Genomic DNA, 17,145 nt, shown 5'->3' with positions numbered 1-17,145 from the left:
GGATCCTGTCACCGCAGGTCGCTGAAGGGGTCCACGATAGACTGCGCGCCGTGCTCGGGGCAGACGAACATGAATCGCACACCGAGGTCTTCCTCAGCACTCGGCTCGGGCTCGCAGTCGCCCCTGCAGACGGAGCAGGTCCGGTAGTCCTCGTTCCGGGGCACACGTATCTCGAGGCCGTCCGGTCCGTCGATACGCTCATAGTCCACAACTCAAGCTTACGCGCAGAGTGCGGACAGGGTCGTAACCATGCGATTCAATTGGGAACAGGTCATCGGGACCGGTGGCGTCGACCTCACAGACTCCTACGACGAACAATCCTCCGACGCTCTCTATCAGGACCACCCGCGATCCGTGCCGCCCGGTATGCCGACCGATCCCGGCGATGACAAAGGTAGCCCACCCCTTCGATGGGATCTGAACACCCAAGTAACGCCGCCGCGTTACCCGACAAGCGCTGCACCTCTCACCAGGACGAGCCCCCGGCTGCGAGCGTACAAATCCTGACTCCCGGCAGCAAAAAACGCTGCCGATCCTGGCCGACGTCCGCGTCCCGGTCGTATACTGGAGTCATGACTTCGAAGCTGGCTGACTACATCGAGGCAGGCAAGGCCCTCGACGCCGACGAACGCGAGATTGCCGCACTCGCGCTCCAACAGGTCGATGAGACGGAACAGGCCGAGATCGATGCCGCTTGGGCCGAGACAATTGATCGTCGGCTCGACGAGCTGAAGAGTGGCACAGTCACGCCGGTCAGCGGCCGTGAGACCATCGCCATCGCACGGGCGCGGTCGGCCGCCCGACGCAAGTGACCCTCGACTGGAACGAACACCCTGAGGCTCGTGAGGAGTTCTTGGACGCCCACGAACGCTACCTGGGGATCGAGGACGGCAGGCTTGGTGACGAGTTCGCCGACGCGGCCGAATCCGCAGCGGAACTGATCCTCCAATGGCCGGACGCACCGCCGCCGTACCGCGGGCGTCGGGGCAAGCCGATGATCCGCACATGGCACCTCGACAAGTTTCCCTACCGGCTCGTCTACGTTGTCCATGAAGAAGAGATTTTTGTCCTTGCCTACGCTCACGAGGCGCGCCGGCCAGGCTACTGGTCACATCGCCTGAGGGACTGACCTGTCATCACAACGACGCGAACCACGCCAAACGCCGAAGGGTCGTGTCCTCGACCAACCCACTGACAGGTCAGAGTCAGTTGTCACCCCCGCCTACAACGCGCACGCTGGGACGATGATAAATACTCTGCCTGAGCTGTGGATCGATTGGTGTCAGATCACCAACACCGACATCGATCACCGGGACGAGGCGATACTCGCGCGATTCGCTCGTCAAGCGTGTCCGCCGCGCACACTGCTGAAAAGACTGCGCCCCGAGCATCCAATCAGCACAGCACCGGCATGGCCGGCAGCGCATCATCAGGACGCCACGGCACTCGAGCGGCTCATCAGCATCGGCTCGGCCCGCATCAACGACCCGGACACCGGCTGGGTTGCACGACTGCGGCTACGCCGGCTGCTATTCGCCGCAGTGCTGATCGCGCCGGCCGAACAAGGAGGACTGGCGCTCACGCGCAGACAGGCTCTCGACCTGACACCCCAGAAGTTGCAGAAGCTGCGTCCGGAGCTCGGGCATGCCGGCAACGAAGCCGCCTGTCCGGCCTGTGCAGTGTGGTCGTGGTGCCACGTCCTTGGCACGAACAACGTCTGGTCCCACGCGTCCGTCCGCGAGCTGGGGCACAGACGCGACGCACCCGGCACCGAACACCGGCACGTCAGTGATGACCCGGACCCGGACTGGCTCAACTGCACCGGCGTACTGTCGGCTATCGACCGCTGGGGGTATATAGACCTCTACGCTTCCATGCACCCGTCGTCGCTGTCGATCATGATCGGCGCGATCGCGACCATGGTCACCGACCCTGTCGTCCCGAACCTTTGCGACGCCGTGCCAAGGCGGCCGGTGCGGCACATCACCGCCGAAGAAGAAACGGTGATCCTGAACCGGGCTGACGAGCTCAATGCCCGGATCGCCGGGATACTGGACGAGTGTGGATAAAGCCTTATCCACAGGCTGCGCCGGACTGGGGGAGGAGCGAACATCCTCGGCCACAGCAGTCGGCCAGCGAGGTCATACATGCCGGGCTACGACGGTTGGAAGAGCAGGAAACACAACAGTCCGTTCACCGCTGCGAACAAGTCGTGAGCCGGCAGCGCTAAGCCTCAGCGGCCGAGTCCGGAAAGCACGCCGCCAATGTAACGGCGCTGCTCCTGCGTCAGGGGAGGAATGTTCGCGTGGGCTTTGTCGACTGCTGCTTGGCGCTCGGCGTCGTGAAACCGGATGTTCGCAACGTCGTCCCGGTGAGTCCAATACTGATGGTCAATCACATGCGTCGGAATCCGACCTTTGTGGACGCAACGGAGGATCGACGACTGATGACCTACTACGATCTTTGCAACGGTGGCCACATCAAGCAGCTCGTGTGTCTGTACTGATGTCGACATCGCTCTGAGAGCACCTCAAATCCTCTCTCGAATGATCTATTGCTCCCTCAAAGTCTATTTCCATTCACGATGCCCCGGATACTGTCCAGGGCCGAAGACTACACACGCCGCAACGTCGTCGAACGGTCTTTCAACGTCCACAAACAATGGCGCGGCTTGGCTAACCGCTACGATATTCTCGCCCTGACCTACTGCGGCGGCACCGTACTCCACAATGCCCGGATCGCCGCGATCCTCGACGAATGAGGATAGGATCGCCACCATGGGATTCAACTGGGAACAGGTCCTCGACGCCGAGGGGGATGAGATCGCCGATGCCTATGAAGATAGCGCCTCCGACGCGCTATACCAGGACCACCCCAGGGCAGCCCCGGGCCCGCCGGTCGACCCCGGCGACGAGAAGATCGTCCCGCTGAGTGGGAGTATCTTCATCGTCGGTATCTGAATACACAAACCTCGTACCCTGCCCGGTGTCTTCCAGAGAACTGTATCCGCCGGGTCTGTGGCGAAAGACCCATTTTTGGGCACGCCGCCGGGGATTCTCTGCCTTCTCCGGGACCAGCTTACGGGCCTCTCGATCTCATCGGCCTAGCACTATGACGTGCTCGTGAACGCGCTCAACAAGTTTGCCAGCGCTAATGGGGCAGAATCGACTTCACCCGGCATGCGCCGGCTGGCCACGGCATCTGCGAGCAGATGCCGATCCCGAGTGGTGCGACTGCCAGGGCCTGCTGCCGGGCCATTGACCCAGGGATAAGAATGGTTCCATGGGACTCCGATTGGGAGGAGCATTGTCGGGCCCTAGCGCACTGGCCTCGCCCGCGCATACAATAGCGGCGTGTCGACCGTCGTCTACCATGAAGACTCGGGCGACGCAGAGCTGGCGATGCCTTTCGACGAGTCATGATCGGACAAGTTTCCGGGGCCTGAGAGTGCAGCTGTGACACGGTCGTTCAGCGCTTGAGAGAACGTCGGCCTCGACTCCACAAACGCAGCCACAGACGCCTCAATGTGCCGCTCAGCGGCAGCTGAAGCCTGGTGTGCGGTCGTCGAGTTAATGCTCATGGCTGCTCTTGTACAAAGACTCCGAATGAATATGAATGGCTAGTTGAAATGAATCCAAATGATTATTTAGATTCAGTCTACATAGTTCATAACATGACGTCTAGTAACTTATGATAGAGCTATCGAGTGGCCGACTACGCGTGAGTTGACAGCAAAAGCTTTGATCCGCAGATCAACTCCACTCGACACGGATCCCTTTGTATGGATCCGAATCAGTCGCCGAGAACGCGCCCGGGCCGATCTTGTCGATCGTGATGCGTAGACCGGCCAGATCGATCAACGCCCGTAGCACCATGCGCTTGCGCTCGACGCCCGCAGTGAGCCACGCAACCCCTGCCTCCACGCCGGCGAAGTCGTCTAACCCATCAGCTGGCTGGGCAGCGCGAAGCCTGGCCTGTTCACCTTCGAGCCGCGCCATCAAGCGCGCGTTCTGACGATGGAACTGTTCCTGCGTCAACCCGCCATCGATCCACGTGTCCGAGATCAGCGCCATCTTCGCCTCGACCGCCTCGATTCGTTCGCGCGCCTCTGCAGCTACCTCCTGGTCGCCACCGAGCACGCGTACCCCCTCGACTTCGAGGAGCGCCACAACGTGACGCTCGATATAGCCGTCGACGACATCCATCCGACGGTTGACACCATGGCACCCCGAGTGGGGGCAGGCGTATTTCGCGGGATACACGCGCTGCTTGCTCGGAGACCGTGTGCCATCGACTCTCTTGTAGCCCTTCACGGTGTAGGTGTAGCTCTTCGCGCCAGCCATCGGCCGGTCACACTCGCCGCACCTCACGAGCCACGTCAGCAGGTACTTGAGCTCCGTGTCGCCCTTGTTCGTCGTCCGCGACGGATCTGTCAGCCTCGCCACAACCCGCTCGTGGGTCTCCCGGTCGATGATCGCGTCCCAGCCGGCGGCGAAGAGCTGCACCGGCCCTGTCCAGTGACCGTCTTTAAACTCCTGATGCTTCCTATACCCGGCCTGCGTCCACCTCAGCAGCGTCCTGCGCAACGGTTGAGGTTGCCATTCTCCCCCAGCAGCGGTGCGGATTTCGCGTGCGTTCAGGTCCTTCGTCATCGACCAAAGTGACTCACCGTCCAAGACGCGCCGCACGCATTCCTTAATGACGGCCGCCTCGGCGGGGTCGATCACGAGGCGCTGTTGTGTTCCGGTGAGGACAACACCCTTCTCGTCTGTGGCGAACCGGTACCCGAATGGCCTGCGTCCGACGTAGCGCCCCGCCTCGGCCATCTCCTTGTGCTTGGCTCGCTGGCGACGCGCGGTCGTCTCGGCCTCCAGTCGCGCGAAGACGCCCTTCATGCGGGCCATCGCCCGGCCCTGCTCGTTGGCCAGGTCGATCTCGCCACCGACACTGGCCAGCTGGAGGCCGAGAGCATCAGCATGATCAATCCAGTCCTCAAGCTCGCGCGGCTTCCTGGTCAGGCGGTCGACGTCCCACACCACCACGGCTTGGATGCGACGTGACTCGACGGCGCGCATCATCTGTTCGTACGCCGGCCGCGGCTTCTTCTTCGATGCTGAGACGTCGTTGTCAGTGTAGACGTCAATCACGGTCCAGCCGAGCTTCTTCGCCAGCGCATGACAGTCGCTCTCCTGCCGCTTAACGCCCAGTCCGTCCGCCTCGGAGTCCCGAGAGATTCGGACGTAAACCGCTGCCTCGATCGCGTTTGCCATGTATCGATCCTACTAGGAGAAGTCATTTAGTAAACGACCCCTCTGAGATCTACGTGGCCCGCGGCGGTGACAGCGAATTGACCTCGTTGACACTGACAGAGCAACAGGTTCGCGATTTGGTTGAAAGAATGCTCAAATCATCCGGCCGGCGGCTGGACCTCTCCTCACCGTTTGTGGATGCTGCCTTGCCCGATGGCTCGCGGCTGCACGTGGTCATTCCCGATATTACGCGACGACATTGGGCAGTTAATATTCGAAAGTTCATCGCCCGGGCAACCCGCTTGGAGCATCTGGTGGAGCTTGGAACTATTTCGCCTCAGGCCTCCCGATTCCTATCTGCCGCAGTGGCAAGCGGCTTGAACATCCTGGTTTCCGGCGCCACACAGGCCGGGAAGACGACGTTGCTGAATTGTTTGGGGGCGGGCATAGGCTCCCGGGAACGCGTTATTACGGTCGAGGAGATTTTCGAGCTCAAACTCCCCCTGCGTGACGTGGTGGGCCTGCAATGCCGGCAGCCCAACCTTGAAGGTCACGGGGAAATTCCCCTGCGGCGTCTCGTCAAAGAAGCGCTTCGGATGCGTCCCGACCGCCTCATCGTCGGAGAGGTCAGGGAAGCCGAAAGCCTGGACATGCTGATTGCGCTCAACTCCGGGCTTCCCGGAATGTGCAGCGTTCATGCCAACAGCGCCCGCGACGCCGTCACCAAGATTTGCACCTTGCCATTATTGGCCGGCGAGAACATCTCGTCCCACTTCGTGGTTCCCACGGTGGCCTCGTGCGTCGACCTCGTAGTTCACTGCAATCGCACTGCACATGGGCAACGCGAGGTAACGGAGATCCTCTCGCTGGGCAACCGGGTCGAAAACGGAATCATAGAAACATCCAACGTATTTCAGCGTATTGACGGGATATTGACGGCGAATCCATCGGCGATTCCAACGTCGGACAAGTTTGCCCGCGCCGGATACAGCCCCGCCTCGCTGGTGGAAGAGCGCTGATGACCGCGGCGGTGGGCCTGACGGGTGGAATAGGCCTGTTGTTGATCTGGTGGTCCCTGTGGGATACCCCGGCGCGGCGCAAACCATCCAAACGTACAGCAAGGATAGACGAGTTGATCACGCGGGCCGGCATCGAGAGGGTGTCAGTGTCAGGGCTCGTCTTCACATGCGTGGGTGCGGGCCTGTTCACGCTGGCTATCGTCGTCATTGTGACGGGCTCTTTGCCCATTGCCGGCTGTTTTGGCCTGTTCGGCGGGTGGGCTCCGATGGCCTTGGTCCGGTGGCGGGCGCGACGCCGCAGCGCGGCGCTCCGCGAGTTATGGCCAGATGTCGTTGATCACCTGCGGTCCGCTATCCGGGCGGGGCTGTCCTTGCCCGAGGCCCTGATTCAACTGTCCGAGAAGGGACCAGACGAATTGCGGCCGGCATTTGCAGGCTTTGGAGCGGATTACCGGGCTGGAGGCCAATTTGACGCGGCGCTGACGCGGTTGAAAGCCAGATTGGCTGACCCCGTAGCAGACCGCCTGGTGGAGGCGCTGCGGATGACCAGGGAAGTAGGCGGATCGGATCTGGGCAAGTTGCTTGGAACCTTGGCCGGTTTCCTGCGGGAGGATGCCCGTACACGCAGCGAGCTTGAAGCGCGCCAGTCGTGGACAGTCAACGCGGCGCGGCTGGCCATCGCGGCCCCGTGGGTGGTGTTGATGCTGCTGGCAACCCGGCCTGAAGCCATAGCAGCCTATAACACCACCGGTGGAGCACTGGTCCTGGCCGGCGGATTAATTGTCTCACTCGTTTGCTATCGGGTGATGCTGCGGATCGGTGCCCTGCCCAAGGACGCGAGGGTGCTTCGATGACTCCTGTGCTGTCATTGGCCGCAGGGGGCGGTCTCACGCTGGGGATTGGCTTGTGGCTGACACTCTACGGGCTACCGGTCATGCGCCGCAGGCGCTTCGTCGACAGGATCGCTCCGCAACTGAAGTCCGTCGATGTTCAGTCGCGGTTACTCCATCCCGGCAGTGTCGATCAAACACCTTTCGGGGCACTGGAAAGGATCATTAAACCGGTGTTGTCCGACGTGGTGAGGTGGTTCGGCAGATTCAACCCGGGCACTGGCCAACTCGCGAAACGACTGGCTCAGGCCGGTAAACAGCAGAGCCCGCTGGATTTCCGGGTCCAACAACTCCTGTGGGCCGCCGGTGGTCTTGCCCTGGGAACAGCAGGGGCGTTGCTGGCCGCTTCGGCCGGCAATATCAATGGCTTGTTCGCGACCATCATTTGTTTCGGCTGCGCAGTGGGCGGCTTTTTGCTGCGGGACTATGTTCTCTCTGCACAGATTAAGCAGCGGGAAATGAGGATGCTGGCCGAATTCCCCAGCCTCGCCGAACTTATGGCATTAGCCGTGGGAGCCGGGGAGAGCGCCTCGGGCGCATTGGAGCGCATCTGCCAGAGCGCCCACGGCGACCTGGCCCGGGAGTTCTCGGTGGTGCTGGCGGAGACGCGGGCGGGAGCACCGCTGATTTCCGCACTCCAGGAGTTCTCAAGCCGCACACAGTTGGCGCCACTTGCGCGGTTCGTGGACGGCATCACCGTTGCCGTCGAACGCGGTACTCCGCTCGCGGACGTGTTGCGCGCACAGGCACAGGATGTACGGGATATGGCCAAGCGGGACCTGATGGAAGCCGCCGGACGCAAAGAAATTGGCATGATGGTGCCCCTTGTCTTTGGAGTTTTGCCCTTGACAGTGCTCTTTGCCGTGTATCCGGGACTGGCTGCCATCAACCTGGGCTTTTAGGCGGACGAATAACGATGGAAAAGATGAAGGGAACATCATGAAGATGGGGAAGCTGGCGAAGTTCATACCGGCCGCGGCCAAGGCCTGGATGCTGCTGCAAATGACCGCCTTGAGCAGATTCGACCCTGCCGGAGACGATCACGTTGAACGTGGAGATGTGCCGGGATGGGTCATGATCACTCTGATGTCAGCCGTGCTGGTCGCGGGACTGCTGGCATTAGCCGGGCCCGCATTGGAAGGCCTGTTCCAATCGGCCATTAACCAAGTCCGACAGTAGATGAGCCGGCCTTTCCATCCGTTATCGTGGAAGGCTTCTTCTCCGGGCGACCCGCAACGATTGACAGACGAACGTGAGCGGGGATCGGCGGTGGTGGACTTCGTACTGGTGGGCAGTCTGCTCACAGTTATCTTCATCGCGATCATTCAGCTGGCTTTGGTGCTGCACGTGCGCAACACCCTCATTGACGCAGCAGGGTCGGGTGCACGGTACGCCAGCCTCGCTGACAGGGGCCCCGCTGACGCCAGATCCCGGACAGAGGCACTCATCTCGATGGCGCTGAGTGAACGTTATGCCCGGAATGTTTCGGTCGATCGCACCACACACCGCGGCACGGAAACAGTCGAGGTCAATGTCGTGGCCCCGTTGCCAGTGATCGGGCTCATCGGCCCTACGGGAGTGGTGGAGGTGTCCGGCCATGCCGCGGTACCCGATTAGCTCAGCATATCTCCGGCTCAAGTCCACGTGGCGGCGCCGCTTCGGCACGACGGCACTGCATCGTGCCGAGACCGGCAGCGCCGTCGTGGAATTCACATTCCTTGGCACCTTGTTGCTGATTCCGGTGGTCTATCTGGTGCTGGCGGTCGGGAGCCTGCAGGCCGGCTCGTTCGCCAGTGTTGGTGCAGCCGACCAGGCGGCGAAAGTCTTTGCTGCGGCGGAGACTGCCCAGGAAGGCCATCAACGTGCAGCGCAGGCAGCGATGCTGGCCGTGACGGACCATGGATTCAGCGGCTCTGATGTCACTTTGGAAATCGTGTGCACCGAAGGGCAGTGCCTGGAACCAGGTTCCATAGTCACCGCCCACGTGGCGGTCGCGGTGCCGATGCCGTTGATTCCCGCTATGCCTGGCTTGGATCTGTCTGCCGCCACTGTTGAGGCCAGTGCCACAGAAATCGTTGAACGGTTCGGATGAAATTGCCTGATGCTCTCAAACGGATGATCCGGCAGGCCGGGGCCCGCTGGCGGAACGACGACGGGCAAGTGATGGTGCTGATCATCGGCTACGTCTTGTTGTCCTTGCTCGTAGTCACGGTTGTAATGGCCGTTTCCGCTGTATACATCGAACACAAGCGCCTGCTTTCCGTGGCGGACAGCGCCGCTGTGGCGGCGGCGGACACGTTCTCCCTTGGCCAGGTTGAAAGGTCCGGCTCCGCCCCAGTGACGGTGTTAAGCGACGGGGCAGTCGCCGATGCTGTCGCTTCCTACCTCAACAGGACGGCGGCATCGGGACAATTCCATTCCCTGCGCGTCGACCCGGCCACTGGCACCACCGACAACAGGACGGCCCACGTGGTGCTCAGCGCAGTAGTGCATCCGCCGGTTGTCAACATCTTCGTCCCGGAGGGGATCCCCATTTCGGTGGTCAGTGATGCGAGATCGCAGCTGCAACAGTGAAAACGGCGGCCCCGGACAGCCCATGGTGTCGACTCCCGTTGAAAGCACGCAGCGGTGATGACGTAGTCTTGGAAGACCATGGCTGAGATCGACTTTCCCGCAGAAATCCGCGCGCTCCGCGCCAAATTCGCTTCCATCGAACAGGTCTCTGATGTGGAGGGCCTCAAGACCGATGTCGCCGACCTCAGTGAGCGGGCCGCCGCCCCGGGCCTTTGGGACGACCAGGAGCAGGCACAATATGTCACTTCCAGGTTGTCGCATCGCCAAAGCGAGCTCGACCGGCTCAACAATCTGCAGCAGCGGATCGACGACATGGAAACGCTGGTGGAACTGGCCCACTCCGAAGGCGACCCGGACTCGCTGAACGAAGCGGCGCAGGAACTCAAGTCACTGCGGAAATCGCTCGATGACCTGGAAGTCGTGACCCTGCTGTCCGGGCCCTACGACGAGCGCGAAGCCGTGGTGTCCATCCGGTCGGGCGCCGGGGGAGTGGACGCCGCCGATTTCGCCGAAATGCTGCTGCGGATGTACACGCGGTGGGCCGAACGCCGCGGCTACCCGGTCCAGGTCCTCGACACGTCCTACGCGGAGGAAGCCGGCCTAAAATCGGCCACCTTCGAGGTGAAAGCGCCCTACGCATTCGGCACACTTTCGGTGGAGGCAGGCACCCACAGGTTGGTGAGGCTCAGCCCGTTTGATAACCAGGGCCGCCGGCAGACTTCATTCGCAGCCGTGGAGGTGGTGCCGCTGATCGTGCCCACCGACCATATCGAAATTCCCGAAAACGACATCCGAATCGATGTCTTCCGCTCATCCGGCCCGGGCGGGCAGTCGGTGAACACCACCGACTCGGCGGTGAGGTTGACCCACTTGCCCACCGGCGTCGTCGTCTCCATGCAGAACGAGAAGTCGCAAATCCAGAACCGGGCCGCGGCGATGCGGGTGCTGCAATCACGGCTGCTGCTGCTCAAGCAGGAAGAAGAAGACGCGGAGAAAAAGGCGATTGCGGGCGATGTGAAGGCCTCGTGGGGTGACCAGATGCGTTCCTACGTGCTGCACCCTTATCAAATGGTCAAGGATCTGCGCACTAACTACGAAGTGGGCAATACATCGTCCGTGCTCGACGGCGAGATCGACGGCTTCATTGATTCGGGGATCCGCTGGCGCGCGGAACAGCGCGGCGTCACCGAGTAATCCGGCTGCCGGCGGCCGTCCGTACGCGCCTTAAGCCCGCTGCCCGCGTGGTTGGCCGCCGCTGTTCAGGGGCCGACACACCGGCGCCGGTTGTGTCTTAACTGGCAACCGGCGTGTCTATAGTCGAGGAGCCGGTGGTTTCTTCCCCCGAACCGTGGCCCCGCACCGGCATGAAGTGGGCCCAAAAAGCAGCCATGATCCGATTCGACAATGTCACCAAGGTGTACGACCGGAAATCGCGTCCTGCCCTGGACTCGGTGAACCTGGAAGTGGATCGCGGCGACTTCGTCTTCCTGGTGGGGCCGTCGGGATCCGGTAAATCCACTTTTATCCGCTTGGTGTTGAAAGAAGACCGGGCCACCCGGGGGGCGGTCTATGTGGCGGGCCGGAACGTAGCGAACATCCCCAACTGGCGCGTGCCCAAGCTGCGTCGGGGCATCGGCGTCGTATTCCAGGATTTCCGGCTGCTGCCCAACAAGACTGTCTTCGCCAACGTCGCCTTCGCCATGCAAGTCATCGGCAGGAAGCGGGCCATCATCCGCGAAACGGTCCCCGAGGTGCTGAGGACCGTCGGATTGGAAGGCAAAGACCACCGGATGCCGCACGAACTGTCCGGCGGAGAGCAACAACGTGTGGCCATCGCCCGCGCCGTCGTCAATAAGCCCGGTATTTTGCTGGCCGACGAGCCCACCGGAAATCTGGATCCGACCACCTCCCAGGGCATCATGAAGGTGCTCGACCGGATCAACCAGAATGGCACCACCGTGGTGATGGCCACCCACGACGACGGCATCGTGGACGAAATGCGCAAGCGCGTCATTGAACTCTCCGAGGGTGTGGTGGTGCGCGACGATGTGCAGGGGATCTATGCCGGCGCCGGCGAGGCAGTGCTGTGAGGCTGGCCTTCATACTCTCTGAAATCGGCTCCGGGCTGCGCCGCAACCTGTCCATGCTGGTATCCGTCATCCTGGTGACGTTCGTGTCGTTAACGTTCGTCGGAGCGGCGGGCCTGCTGCAAATGCAAATCTCCCAGATGAAGGGGTTCTGGTACGACAAGGTCCAGGTTGCGATCTTCCTGTGCGTGGACAGCTCCGCCTCACCCAGCTGTGCGGCCGGGCCGGTCACCGACCAGCAGCGGCAGAACATCAGGGACCTGCTGGCATCGCCGTCGGTTGATCCGTACATCGCAGGGGAGCCGATCCACGAATCGCAGCAGGAAGCACTCGGTCACTTCAAGGATCAGTTCGCCAATTCGCCGATCGTGGATTCCGTCACCGCCGGACAGCTTCCGGAATCCTTCCGGGTGAACTTGGAAAACCCGGAGAAATACGAAGTGATCAACGAGATCTTCTCTTCCGTCCCCGGTGTCGATGTGGTGATTGATCAGCGTGAATTGCTGGAGCAGGTGTTCTCGGTGATGAACGTGGCCTCGCTGGTGGCCATCGGGATCGCGGTGGTGATGATTGTCTGCGCGGTGCTGCTGATCGCCACCACCATCCGGCTGTCGGCCTTCAGCCGACGGCGGGAGACCGGAATTATGCGTTTGGTCGGGGCCTCGAAAACTGTGATCCAGCTGCCCTTTGTGCTCGAAGGGGTGATTGCCGCCGTCATCGGGGCGGTGCTGGCTTCCGGCACCCTGTGGGCAGTGTCCCATTTCTTCATTGGTGAGTGGCTGGCGACCGAGTATCCGAATACGGCCTTTATCTCTTCCACACAAGCCGTGCTGCTCGCGCCCGGCTTGGTATTGCTCGGCGTGGTGCTGGCCGGCGTTTCCTCCCTGCTGACCCTGCGCCGTTACTTGAAAGTCTGAGGCGATGTTCAACCAGAAAGATCCTTCTGAGCACGGACCAACCGGCCGGCTGCATCTGCCCTCCGGCAGGGTGCGGCTGTACGGCACCGCTGCAGTCAGCACGGCCGCGGCAGCCGTGCTGGCCCTCGGGCTGCTCAATGGCCTGCCCGCAGGGGCGGACCAGCTCGACGATATGAAGGACCACAAGGCGCAGCTGGAACAGCGCATCGACCAGGTGCAGGAAAACCTGGCGCATTTGGACGCCGACATCGTGGAGACGCTGGCGCAGCTGAAGGAACACAAGGAGAAGCTTCCGGGAGCGAAGAAGCGGTTGGCCAAGGCGCAGGCGAGCGTGGCAGAAGCGGCCCGCGAAGTCGAAGAGCTGACTGCGCGGGTGGAACTGGCCGAGCAGACCAAGGCGAAAATCAACGAGAAGCTGAAACTGGACAAGGCCGAAATGGCCAAGACCGAACAACTGATTGGCCAGATCGCGACGGCGGCGTACAAAAACGGAGGCATGCCATCGAACCTGAGCCTGTTCTTCAGCTCTGAAGGCGGAAACCTTGCCGACTCTATTGGAATGGCAGGCCAGGCACTGCGCAGCCAGAACGCTGTGCTGGACCGGTTGTCCCAACAACACGCCACCAGAGTAAACACGCGGGCGCGGCTGGCCGACGTCGAAGCGGAAATCAAGAGTCTGAAGAAGAAGGCCGAAGCGGCGTTGGTCCGCGAAAAGGATGCCCGGGACAAGGCCGCCGCCGAGAAGGAAAAAGTCGACAAACTGATTGCCCAGACCAGTGAGCTGTCTGAGCAACTAAAGGCGAAGAAGCCCAAGGTCAAGGCGAAGCTGAGCCGGATCGAGAAAGAGCGCCAGCAGGTGCAGGATGATATCGCCGAGAAGCAGCGCCAGCAGCGGCTGGCTTGGGAGCGCAAGCAGGAGCGGTTGCGCAAGCAGGCCGAAGCCCGCCGGCAGGCCCAGGCCGAGGCCCAGAGCCGCCCGGCACCGGCGCAGGCGCCGCCGTCGTCGTCGGACTCCGGTTTTGGGCTGCGGCTGCCGGTGGGTTCCGGTATCTCGATGACCTCAGGCTTTGGCTGGCGGAAGACGCCGGCAGGGACAATCGACTTCATGGGCCGGGGCGGTTACATGCACACGGGCCTGGATTTCGGCACTCCTTGTGGCGTCCCGGTGTATGCGCCTGCCGATGGCAAGGTCTGGTACGCCGATTCGGCGATTCCCTCCGGCGGCAACAGGGTGGTGCTCACTCACGGCGTCGTCAACGGGGACGCATTAAGCACCATCTACTATCATCTGCAGCGTTCAGTGGTTTCGCCCGGCCAGCGGGTGTCGAAGGGTGAACTCATCGCCTACGCCGGCAACACCGGCAATTCCACCGGATGCCACCTGCATTTTGAGACGGTCCTCAACGGTGACGCGGTGAACCCGCTGTCGGTGCTGTAGCGGGGCAGTCGGTGCTGTAGCCAGCACAGTGTCGCAGCGGGGTCGATGGTGCAGCGGTCCGCCCAGTGTTGTAGCGCAGGCGGTGTTGCAGCCGCCCGCCGGCCAAGGCCGACGATGGCCGGGTTCGGTGCCGTAGACTGGATACACAGTCATCGTTTCTAAGGAGATTCGCCGTGCCCAAAGAAAGTGGCCGGAAGGTGGTGGCCACCAACCGAAAGGCCCGGCATAACTACAACATCCTCGACACGTATGAGGCAGGCATCGTCCTGATGGGTACTGAGGTGAAGTCGTTGCGTGAAGGCCGTGCCTCATTGGCCGAAGGGTTTGCCACCCTGACGGACGACGAGTTGTGGCTCGAACGGGTCTACATTCCCGAGTACCTCAACGGGTCCTGGACCAACCACAGTGCCCGCCGGCGTCGCAAGCTGCTGCTGCACCGCAGCGAAATCGAGAAGATCGCGGTGAAGACCCGCGAATCAGGGTTCACCATCGTGCCGCTGCAGCTCTACTTTTCGGACGGACGGGCCAAAGTTGAGGTCGCGGTTGCCAAGGGCAAGAGGGATTACGATAAGCGGCACGCGCTCAAAGAGGCCCAGGACAAGCGCGAGGCACAGCGCGCCATGCGCCAGAGGAACCTGGGCTGACCGGCTTTCGTGACGGATATTTTCTGGGACGAGCAGTCCGAACCCGAGGAGGAAGAGGTCCGGTACCGCCGCCCCTGGTGGGTCATTGCGACGGCGGTCATCGACTGGATCATCCTGCTGGCCGTGCTGCCGGCGGCGTTGATGGTGCTGTTTCCGTTCTTCTTCCTCTTCTACGTGATGCTGGCCGGGTGGCTCGTGTTTGTTTCACCGGTGCTGGTGGTCATCAACGCGCTGATGTTCATATGGGGGCTGCGGCGCAGGCAGGCGGGGACAGTGACCCTGGCCATCGTTGGAATATTCATCACCGCAGCCTCGTTCCTCATTGTGCTGGCATGGCAGGCACAGGTCGTGATTCTCGGAATCGGTTTCTAAGCCGCTGGAATCATTCCCGGCGCTAATGCGTTATGCTGGATGTCCGGTCGATGACGGCAAGCCCTCGGGGCCGGCGGTTTGGTAATTCAATATGGGGATGACAGGTTTCGACGATGGTAGTCGCGACAGGAGAAGCGGGCCGAGGACGCAGAGTTATCTCGTAAACGCTCTCTGCAAAATAATAAGTGCCAATTCTAAGCGCACTGACTTCGCTCTCGCTGCCTAAGCAGCCGGAGTAGTCCGTCAGCCCGGGTTCGCTCTCGCCCCGGTGTCTGGCGTCGATTAGAGAGCCACTGCCGGCAACCCTTCGCCGTTGAGGTTGCCGGGACATTCAGACGGCTGGGCCCGGATCAGCCACTCGTTTGCAAGATGGCTGGGGCCGAGAAAATCCGAAGCAAACTGCGCCCGGAGAAGGCCTGACAACACGACATCGGACGGGGGTTCAATTCCCCCCATCTCCACAGATTCGCGGTGGCAATCAAGTCACTGCGCAGACGACGCCCCGGTTTTCGGACCGGGGCGTTTGCCGTGTCAGGCCCGCCGCCAGAAGGGCGCTGAGCCCCGCGCGGGGACTAAGCTGGGCTCATGGGCCGCCGGATGGGTGCGTGGACGCATAAGCCGCCCCGTAAGGGCAACGGGATGGCGCTGACCGGGCTGGTGCTTGTGGTCGGAACGTTCGGCTTTATGATGTGGGTGGCCGTGATCGGTGGCACCCTCACGCTTTTGCCTCTGGTTCCGCTGCTCATCGGACTGCCCCTGCTCATGGTCGGGCTGGCTAAACGAAGCCCTGATTGACCCATCGTCTGGCTGCCGTTCGTTGGTTCCTGTTGTCGGGGGAGTGCTTGGAGTTAATCAACGGTGAGCGACGTCGTATAGAGGTCCAGCAGCGCCGGCAAACCTCCCCGGTTCATCGCCTCAAGCTGGCGCACTGATCCCGTTCCCGAGGCGAAGAGCCGCTCGACGCCGGACTTAACAGTATGCGCGTCTCCGGATTCGTCCAGGGCCGGACCGATGTGCTCGAGCAGGGACTCGACCACCATCCGGGCCGGCTGCAGGGTGCCCTCGCGGACCAGCACGAGGTTGCCGCTCAGGCCGTAACGTGCCGAGTGCCACACTGCCCCTTCCAGCAGCTCGGGTTCCACGCTCCCGCAGGGCTGGTGCGTCTGGACTTCGTCGACTGCCGTGACAATCAACGCACGGATAACTCCCGCAAGCACCATGGTGTCCCGGACTTCCAATTGCGAATCAGCGGCCCGCACTTCAATGGTGGGGTAAGTCTCCGACAGCCGCGCCAGCCAGGTCACCAGACCGGTATCGATGATTGACCCGATGCCCACCATGCGCCGGACCCTGCGGTCATAGTCCGCTGCATCAGCGAACTCCGGGGGACAACCCTGCAGCGGCCAGCGGCGGAAATGGATGCTGCGCCAGCTGGCGAAACCGGTATCGTGGTCATGCCATAACGGTGAGTTGGCGCTCATCGCGATGAGGACCGGCAGCCAGGGCCGGATCCGGTTCATCGCCAGTACGCCCGTTTCGCGGTCCGGGATGCTGACATGCACATGCAGCCCGTTGACATACTGGTCGGTGACGATCTCCTGCGCGTCTTCCTTCAGGTCGTAATACCGCTGCTTGTCGGTGAGTTCCGGATTGCCGCGTTCGGTACGCGGGGCGGTCGAAGAACTCGATGCGCGTGCCCCGGCCTTGATAGCGGCCGCAGACAGTTCCTTGCGGAAGCGGCGCAGGGCTTCTTCGGCCTCATCCAGCGTGTTGCACACCGGCGTCGAAGTTTCGAGCTGGCAACTGAGCATTTCGCGTTGCACGTCTTCGTCGCGCACCTGGTCTGTGCCATGGAGAAAGCCCGAGACGTCGGCACTGACCATGGCCGGATTGAGGGATGCCGGGTCGAGCAACAGGTACTCTTCCTCAATACCGATGGTCGCCATCGTATCTCC

General features: G+C 62.0%; 23 protein-coding genes, 1 other RNA gene and 1 pseudogene. 21 read left to right on the top strand and 4 right to left on the bottom strand.

Going from position 1 to position 17,145, the window contains the following annotated elements; genetic code table 11:
- Positions 1-8 precede the first annotated feature (8 nt).
- Positions 9-209 carry a hypothetical protein gene (locus H535_RS0115810; protein WP_026820318.1) on the bottom strand — a complete coding sequence of 67 codons (201 nt, stop codon included), beginning with the start codon at positions 207-209 and terminating at the stop codon, positions 9-11.
- A gap of 363 nt (positions 210-572) precedes the next feature.
- On the opposite strand from H535_RS0115810, the gene H535_RS29095 reads away from it, so the two are divergent.
- From H535_RS29095 to H535_RS30410, 4 genes are all read left to right on the top strand, one after another.
- A complete protein-coding gene (locus H535_RS29095) occupies positions 573-812 on the top strand; it encodes an addiction module protein (protein ID WP_035769921.1) in 240 nt (79 codons plus the stop codon).
- A gap of 41 nt (positions 813-853) precedes the next feature.
- Complete coding sequence (locus tag H535_RS25950) at positions 854-1,129, top strand: hypothetical protein (protein ID WP_162144895.1); 276 nt, start codon at positions 854-856, stop codon at positions 1,127-1,129.
- A 115-nt stretch (positions 1,130-1,244) separates the two neighbouring features.
- Positions 1,245-2,069, top strand: coding sequence for a hypothetical protein (locus H535_RS0115795; RefSeq protein ID WP_026820316.1), 825 nt, complete (start codon positions 1,245-1,247; stop codon positions 2,067-2,069).
- A complete protein-coding gene (locus tag H535_RS30410; RefSeq protein WP_155838726.1) occupies positions 2,060-2,230 on the top strand; it encodes a type II toxin-antitoxin system ParD family antitoxin in 171 nt (56 codons plus the stop codon). The genes H535_RS0115795 and H535_RS30410 overlap by 10 nt, the downstream gene beginning before the upstream one ends.
- A gap of 3 nt (positions 2,231-2,233) precedes the next feature.
- Here the strand turns inward: H535_RS30410 and H535_RS0115790 are convergent, their stop codons facing one another.
- Positions 2,234-2,515 (bottom strand): hypothetical protein, encoded by a 282-nt coding sequence (locus H535_RS0115790; RefSeq protein ID WP_026820315.1) that lies wholly within the window; start codon positions 2,513-2,515, stop codon positions 2,234-2,236.
- A gap of 69 nt (positions 2,516-2,584) precedes the next feature.
- Between H535_RS0115790 and H535_RS28545 the strand changes: the two genes are divergently transcribed.
- Both H535_RS28545 and H535_RS25945 read left to right on the top strand, forming a co-directional pair.
- Positions 2,585-2,761 (top strand): transposase, encoded by a 177-nt coding sequence (locus H535_RS28545; protein WP_211236612.1) that lies wholly within the window; start codon positions 2,585-2,587, stop codon positions 2,759-2,761.
- Positions 2,762-2,777: 16 nt separating this feature from the next.
- Complete coding sequence (locus tag H535_RS25945; protein ID WP_035769917.1) at positions 2,778-2,960, top strand: hypothetical protein; 183 nt, start codon at positions 2,778-2,780, stop codon at positions 2,958-2,960.
- Between the two features lie 792 nt (positions 2,961-3,752).
- Here the strand turns inward: H535_RS25945 and H535_RS27925 are convergent.
- Entirely contained in the window at positions 3,753-5,270 is a 1,518-nt protein-coding gene (locus tag H535_RS27925; protein ID WP_081416737.1) for a recombinase family protein, read from the bottom strand.
- 5 nt (positions 5,271-5,275) lie between these two features.
- Here H535_RS27925 and H535_RS25935 point away from each other — a divergent pair.
- The 15 genes and pseudogenes from H535_RS25935 to H535_RS29085 all read left to right on the top strand — a co-directional run.
- Positions 5,276-6,268, top strand: a pseudogene (locus H535_RS25935) (TadA family conjugal transfer-associated ATPase); the annotation flags it as partial.
- Positions 6,268-7,122: a type II secretion system F family protein gene (locus H535_RS0115765; protein ID WP_026820314.1), complete on the top strand. Its 855-nt coding sequence runs from the start codon at positions 6,268-6,270 to the stop codon at positions 7,120-7,122. The pseudogene H535_RS25935 and the gene H535_RS0115765, both read left to right, overlap by 1 nt.
- Positions 7,119-8,060: a type II secretion system F family protein gene (locus tag H535_RS0115760; RefSeq protein ID WP_026820313.1), complete on the top strand. Its 942-nt coding sequence runs from the start codon at positions 7,119-7,121 to the stop codon at positions 8,058-8,060. The genes H535_RS0115765 and H535_RS0115760 overlap by 4 nt, the downstream gene beginning before the upstream one ends.
- Positions 8,061-8,148: 88 nt before the next feature.
- Positions 8,149-8,337, top strand: a complete 189-nt coding sequence (locus H535_RS0115755) for a hypothetical protein (RefSeq protein ID WP_026820312.1) — start codon at positions 8,149-8,151, stop codon at positions 8,335-8,337.
- Between the two features lie 60 nt (positions 8,338-8,397).
- Positions 8,398-8,775 carry a TadE/TadG family type IV pilus assembly protein gene (locus tag H535_RS0115750; RefSeq protein ID WP_026820311.1) on the top strand — a complete coding sequence of 126 codons (378 nt, stop codon included), beginning with the start codon at positions 8,398-8,400 and terminating at the stop codon, positions 8,773-8,775.
- A complete protein-coding gene (locus H535_RS0115745; protein ID WP_245580349.1) occupies positions 8,756-9,250 on the top strand; it encodes a hypothetical protein in 495 nt (164 codons plus the stop codon). Before H535_RS0115750 ends, H535_RS0115745 begins: the two co-directional genes overlap by 20 nt.
- Complete coding sequence (locus tag H535_RS0115740) at positions 9,247-9,732, top strand: pilus assembly protein TadG-related protein (protein ID WP_245580348.1); 486 nt, start codon at positions 9,247-9,249, stop codon at positions 9,730-9,732. The genes H535_RS0115745 and H535_RS0115740 overlap by 4 nt, the downstream gene beginning before the upstream one ends.
- A gap of 78 nt (positions 9,733-9,810) precedes the next feature.
- Positions 9,811-10,926: a peptide chain release factor 2 gene (gene prfB / locus H535_RS0115735; RefSeq protein ID WP_026820308.1), complete on the top strand. Its 1,116-nt coding sequence runs from the start codon at positions 9,811-9,813 to the stop codon at positions 10,924-10,926.
- A 194-nt stretch (positions 10,927-11,120) separates the two neighbouring features.
- On the top strand, positions 11,121-11,822 hold the full coding sequence (gene ftsE, locus H535_RS0115730; RefSeq protein ID WP_026820307.1) for a cell division ATP-binding protein FtsE: 702 nt from the start codon (positions 11,121-11,123) through the stop codon (positions 11,820-11,822).
- On the top strand, positions 11,819-12,736 hold the full coding sequence (gene ftsX / locus H535_RS0115725) for a permease-like cell division protein FtsX (RefSeq protein ID WP_026820306.1): 918 nt from the start codon (positions 11,819-11,821) through the stop codon (positions 12,734-12,736). The genes ftsE and ftsX overlap by 4 nt, the downstream gene beginning before the upstream one ends.
- Positions 12,737-12,740: 4 nt before the next feature.
- Complete coding sequence (locus H535_RS0115720) at positions 12,741-14,174, top strand: M23 family metallopeptidase (RefSeq protein WP_051299415.1); 1,434 nt, start codon at positions 12,741-12,743, stop codon at positions 14,172-14,174.
- A gap of 173 nt (positions 14,175-14,347) precedes the next feature.
- On the top strand, positions 14,348-14,818 hold the full coding sequence (gene smpB, locus H535_RS0115715) for an SsrA-binding protein SmpB (RefSeq protein WP_026820304.1): 471 nt from the start codon (positions 14,348-14,350) through the stop codon (positions 14,816-14,818).
- Positions 14,819-14,827: 9 nt separating this feature from the next.
- Positions 14,828-15,190, top strand: coding sequence for a hypothetical protein (locus H535_RS0115710; RefSeq protein ID WP_026820303.1), 363 nt, complete (start codon positions 14,828-14,830; stop codon positions 15,188-15,190).
- A 93-nt stretch (positions 15,191-15,283) separates the two neighbouring features.
- Positions 15,284-15,654: a transfer-messenger RNA gene (gene ssrA, locus H535_RS28540) on the top strand.
- 121 nt (positions 15,655-15,775) lie between these two features.
- A complete protein-coding gene (locus tag H535_RS29085) occupies positions 15,776-15,985 on the top strand; it encodes a hypothetical protein (RefSeq protein WP_026820302.1) in 210 nt (69 codons plus the stop codon).
- Between the two features lie 53 nt (positions 15,986-16,038).
- On the opposite strand, the gene H535_RS0115700 is transcribed toward H535_RS29085, so the two are convergent.
- On the bottom strand, positions 16,039-17,136 hold the full coding sequence (locus H535_RS0115700) for a carboxylate-amine ligase (RefSeq protein WP_026820301.1): 1,098 nt from the start codon (positions 17,134-17,136) through the stop codon (positions 16,039-16,041).
- Between the last annotated feature and the right edge of the window lie 9 nt (positions 17,137-17,145).

It is taken from the genome of Arthrobacter castelli DSM 16402 (genome assembly GCF_000430705.1).
In the GTDB taxonomy this organism is placed as follows: Bacteria; Actinomycetota; Actinomycetes; order Actinomycetales; family Micrococcaceae; genus Arthrobacter_C; species Arthrobacter_C castelli.
Note: the sequence above shows the minus strand (reverse complement) of the source record. Positions and strands in the feature narration are given on the sequence as shown.

Coding starts and splice junctions, on each gene's coding strand:
- ftsE (WP_026820307.1), top strand. CDS start 11,121: ATGATCCGATTCGACAATGTCACCAAGGTGTACGACCGGAAATCGCGT.
- H535_RS29085 (WP_026820302.1), top strand. CDS start 15,776: ATGGGCCGCCGGATGGGTGCGTGGACGCATAAGCCGCCCCGTAAGGGC.
- prfB (WP_026820308.1), top strand. CDS start 9,811: ATGGCTGAGATCGACTTTCCCGCAGAAATCCGCGCGCTCCGCGCCAAA.
- H535_RS0115720 (WP_051299415.1), top strand. CDS start 12,741: ATGTTCAACCAGAAAGATCCTTCTGAGCACGGACCAACCGGCCGGCTG.
- H535_RS0115765 (WP_026820314.1), top strand. CDS start 6,268: ATGACCGCGGCGGTGGGCCTGACGGGTGGAATAGGCCTGTTGTTGATC.
- H535_RS0115740 (WP_245580348.1), top strand. CDS start 9,247: ATGAAATTGCCTGATGCTCTCAAACGGATGATCCGGCAGGCCGGGGCC.
- H535_RS0115745 (WP_245580349.1), top strand. CDS start 8,756: ATGCCGCGGTACCCGATTAGCTCAGCATATCTCCGGCTCAAGTCCACG.
- H535_RS28545 (WP_211236612.1), top strand. CDS start 2,585: ATGCCCCGGATACTGTCCAGGGCCGAAGACTACACACGCCGCAACGTC.
- H535_RS0115795 (WP_026820316.1), top strand. CDS start 1,245: ATGATAAATACTCTGCCTGAGCTGTGGATCGATTGGTGTCAGATCACC.
- H535_RS25945 (WP_035769917.1), top strand. CDS start 2,778: ATGGGATTCAACTGGGAACAGGTCCTCGACGCCGAGGGGGATGAGATC.
- H535_RS0115760 (WP_026820313.1), top strand. CDS start 7,119: ATGACTCCTGTGCTGTCATTGGCCGCAGGGGGCGGTCTCACGCTGGGG.
- H535_RS0115755 (WP_026820312.1), top strand. CDS start 8,149: ATGCTGCTGCAAATGACCGCCTTGAGCAGATTCGACCCTGCCGGAGAC.
- H535_RS0115700 (WP_026820301.1), bottom strand. CDS start 17,136: ATGGCGACCATCGGTATTGAGGAAGAGTACCTGTTGCTCGACCCGGCA.
- H535_RS29095 (WP_035769921.1), top strand. CDS start 573: ATGACTTCGAAGCTGGCTGACTACATCGAGGCAGGCAAGGCCCTCGAC.
- H535_RS27925 (WP_081416737.1), bottom strand. CDS start 5,270: ATGGCAAACGCGATCGAGGCAGCGGTTTACGTCCGAATCTCTCGGGAC.
- H535_RS0115790 (WP_026820315.1), bottom strand. CDS start 2,515: ATGTCGACATCAGTACAGACACACGAGCTGCTTGATGTGGCCACCGTT.